This window comes from Candidatus Rhabdochlamydia sp. W815, assembly GCF_018642185.1.
Taxonomy (GTDB): Bacteria; Chlamydiota; Chlamydiia; order Chlamydiales; family Rhabdochlamydiaceae; genus Rhabdochlamydia; species Rhabdochlamydia oedothoracis.
Genome location: NZ_JAAVTY010000133.1, coordinates 1 through 3,448 on the forward strand (window position 1 = coordinate 1; position 3,448 = coordinate 3,448).

A 3,448-nucleotide genomic window follows, 5' to 3' on the forward strand; every position below is an offset into this window, starting at 1 on the left:
TGTAGAGCGTTCTTTTGCGTGGATAGAAAAATGTCGCAGGCTATGGAAAAATTGCGAAAGAAAACTACATACAAGCCTGAATATGGTGGTTCTTGCTTTTATTGCTCTACTTTTGAAAAGATTTTAAACAGGATCTTAGAATTTTTATGATCTTTTTTATTCCAAAGATGGAAATAATAATCACATCATTCCCATTTAGGATATTCTATGGATAACATACGACACTGGCAACCACTTTTTAAAATGTACAAAATTCCACAAAAAATATCATAACAAATTGTTTTCATATTTTTTCCATTCTACTTTATTAAAAGTTCTGGAGAAAATTTTTTTCTTACCCAATCTCTAAAAATCGAGGTTAAACAAAAAGAAAAACCTATAGATCCTATCCCTAGGCAACTTAAAATAGTCATTAAAAGATATATAGATTCGATCTTTGGCAAAAAATTCATCGCTAAAATATTTAAAACAAGCGGTGCAAGTAGAGGCAGAATACATAGATCTTTTATCCAACGATTACTACTTTCTGGTATCAATTTGCGATGAATAATGGGAAGAATCAAAATAGAACATAAGTTATGAATAAACCAAATTGAAGCAACTGCAAGCACTCCTAACCTTTCATAAAATAAGAACGCCATCGGAAACAAAAGAATTAATGTGATGACATTTTGCCAAATTAGTGCTTTTAACCATCCAAAGGAGTACTGCAAGGCTAAAGGCAAGCTCATCAATCCATTACAGGCTGTTCCTAAAATAAAAAGGCGGAGAATAGGAACTGCTTTTTCTGCTATTTGATGATTACGAATCCAAATAAAAACAAGTTCATTAGCAAAACAAACACATAAAACGGCTAAAGACAAAACCAAAACAGCTACTACTTGAGAAGCGTTTTCATATAATTTATAGAGGTCCACTAGTTTTTTTTGTGCAATCAACTGAGCAAACCTAGGGAATAGAGAACGAAAAAAAGGTTGAATCATTAAGTAAAGTCCATTGGATAGATTATAGGCGAGTATATAGCACCCATATACTTCTAAAGGAGCGTATCTACTTATAAAAAGCTTATCCAAGGAAACAATACATGTACTTGTTAGTGTTAAAAAAAAAGTCTGAGAAATAAAAGGCCATGATTGCTCTAAAAGCTTTCTACAAAAACGCGCTCTAAAAAACCCCCTATTTTGAGGCATGTATTTCCATAACAGAATAGCAAGGGTTAGTGTATGTAAGATGAGAATACTTAAATGCCAAATAAAAAAAGCGCGTAAAGAATGATTAATAAAGGCAAGTACTGCAATGACTCCTATTGATTTAAAAAATGTGAAAAATATTTGGATAGAATTTACGATCAATTGTTTCTGCAAGCCCATCAAACCGTTAGAATACAGAGAATTTGGCCACTGAAAACTCAAGCAGATTCCCATTAAAATAACCGCTTGAGCAACCTCTTGTGAAGAAAGATGCACAGGCTGCACCCAGTTATTGGCGATCGAGCTTGATAAACAACTAATGCTAAGACCCACTAATACGCAAATAAACCAATATACTCCTTCTAAGGATCGCAATAGATCGGCTGCTTCTATTCTTGTATTTTCTACTACTGTAAGCTGAGCCATTTGACGATTAATTGTTGTACCAATTGCTGCTTCAATGGGAACCAGCAGAAAACTTAGTAGAAGATAAAAACCGGTGATCCCATAGGCTTCTATTCCCAGGTATTCCAAGTAAAAAGGCACACAAATCAATAAAATTAGCCCTGAACAAGCTTTATTGCAGAAATTTGCTATTAAATTGATTTTAGAATGATTTTTACTCATGATCTCGATAAAAAAGCTCTCTTTTTCAAATGACGAAGTTGTGAAATAGTCGTCTTCTGAGCAATAGCATTAAGTAATGCTAAAGAAGTAAAAAACAAGACTTTTCCATACATCTGTTCTACAAAATAATAATCACAACATCCAACCCATAAGAACCCTATAAATATACTCAAAAATAACGCTTGTTCTTGAGAAAAAGGTTTTTGAATAGCTTTTTTTAAGATAGAAAGTAAAAAGGCACCAAAGAATATAAATCCGATAATCCCTGTTTCAACAGCAATCAACAAATAAATATTGTGCACTTTTGCACAGAGAAAAAGCCCAAATTGAACGGGATCATTACAGAGTTGAAAATTATTAAACCCTATACCAAACCAAGGATTTGCTTTGATCATTTTTAAAGCTATTTCTTGATAAACAATTCTTTCCCCATCCGCGTATTGTACCATCTGGTTATAGTTTACAATCCCTCCCCTATTAAAAAACTGCTGATAAAAAAGAGCTAAGCAAATAACGCTACTGACAAAAAAAAGTAGCCAAACTTTTTTAATCTCTTTTCTATAAGTAAGATCTTCTATCCAAAAATATTGAATAATCGTCCAAATGATCATCCCTACAACACAAGCAATCATCGCGGCTCTACAAAAAGAAATGCTTAAAGCTAGAAAATGCAGGAAAATAAGCGGCGTTAATACCCATTTAATCCACTTTTCCTGATGGATTACATATAAATAAGATGCATTCAAGAGAGAGAAAAATAAAAATCCTCCGAATACATTAGGGTGAGAAAATAGCCCTGTTGCTCGATAAAGCACATTTAAGGGCAGCTGAAAATGAGAGATTTGATCAAAAATCCAACGCTGTTTTCCTGGGTTGGAAAAACTAAACCAATGTAAAGGAGGCTCTCCTATTTTATGAAACCCTAGAGAGCTTTGAGAAAAATACTGCATACAAGCAATGATACATTGCACGCTTGCCGTAATTACAACTGTCCAAGCAATCCATTTGATGAGTTGACGGGTTCTATTTTGAGCTACGATATATTCAATAGCACAAAAAAGCAAAATCATCGTTGAGAACTGTACAAGACGAATATACTGCAACAAGTAACACCGTGCGGAAGAGAAAACAATCGAGAAAAAAGCCGTTAAACAAAATAAAACCAACCATCGAACAGGTGTCGTAAGTAATCTGCCGCCCAAGGTTTTTGGCGCTTGTAAAAGAACAAGTAGCACAAGTACAAAAATCACTAAGTCACCTGGAAAAAATTCAATATGACGATAAAAAAAATCGGGTAAAACCAGATCAGCAGGGATCATTCGATCAGAAAACGCACTTAAAAAAGCGCGGAATCTTTTTTGAAAAGGAAGAAGCAAAAATAAAAGAATCAACACAGCATTAGAGAATAAATAGAGCAATCTCTGGATCCAAAAATAAAATGGTTTTTGAATAAGCATATTTTTTATATGTCCTAGACAGAACTTGAGTTGACAGACAGCACTTCATTGACAGTGTCAATTTGGTGTAATGTGTCTAGCTTTTTCATTTGTGCTAGATGCTTTGCATCCTGAAATGTTTGCCATGGTGTCTTCCCATAACAATATTTCCCAGAATGGACTCGCTCTTCATTG

General features: G+C 34.0%; 2 protein-coding genes and 2 pseudogenes. 1 reads left to right on the top strand and 3 read right to left on the bottom strand.

Going from position 1 to position 3,448, the window contains the following annotated elements; translation table 11 throughout:
• Positions 1-127: pseudogene (locus RHOW815_RS07395) on the top strand (IS5/IS1182 family transposase); the annotation flags it as partial.
• 172 nt (positions 128-299) lie between these two features.
• Here RHOW815_RS07395 and RHOW815_RS07400 read toward each other — a convergent pair.
• The 3 genes and pseudogenes from RHOW815_RS07400 to RHOW815_RS08690 all read right to left on the bottom strand — a co-directional run.
• Positions 300-1,817, bottom strand: a complete 1,518-nt coding sequence (locus RHOW815_RS07400) for a lipopolysaccharide biosynthesis protein (protein WP_215217677.1) — start codon at positions 1,815-1,817, stop codon at positions 300-302.
• Positions 1,814-3,274, bottom strand: a complete 1,461-nt coding sequence (locus RHOW815_RS07405; protein WP_215217678.1) for an O-antigen ligase family protein — start codon at positions 3,272-3,274, stop codon at positions 1,814-1,816. The genes RHOW815_RS07400 and RHOW815_RS07405 overlap by 4 nt, the downstream gene beginning before the upstream one ends.
• 14 nt (positions 3,275-3,288) lie before the next feature.
• Positions 3,289-3,448: pseudogene (locus RHOW815_RS08690) on the bottom strand (IS481 family transposase); the annotation flags it as partial.

Bases quoted from the DNA above. Each gene is read 5' to 3' on its own strand.
- RHOW815_RS07400 (WP_215217677.1), bottom strand. From the start codon at position 1,817: ATGAGTAAAAATCATTCTAAAATCAATTTAATAGCAAATTTCTGCAAT.
- RHOW815_RS07405 (WP_215217678.1), bottom strand. From the start codon at position 3,274: ATGCTTATTCAAAAACCATTTTATTTTTGGATCCAGAGATTGCTCTAT.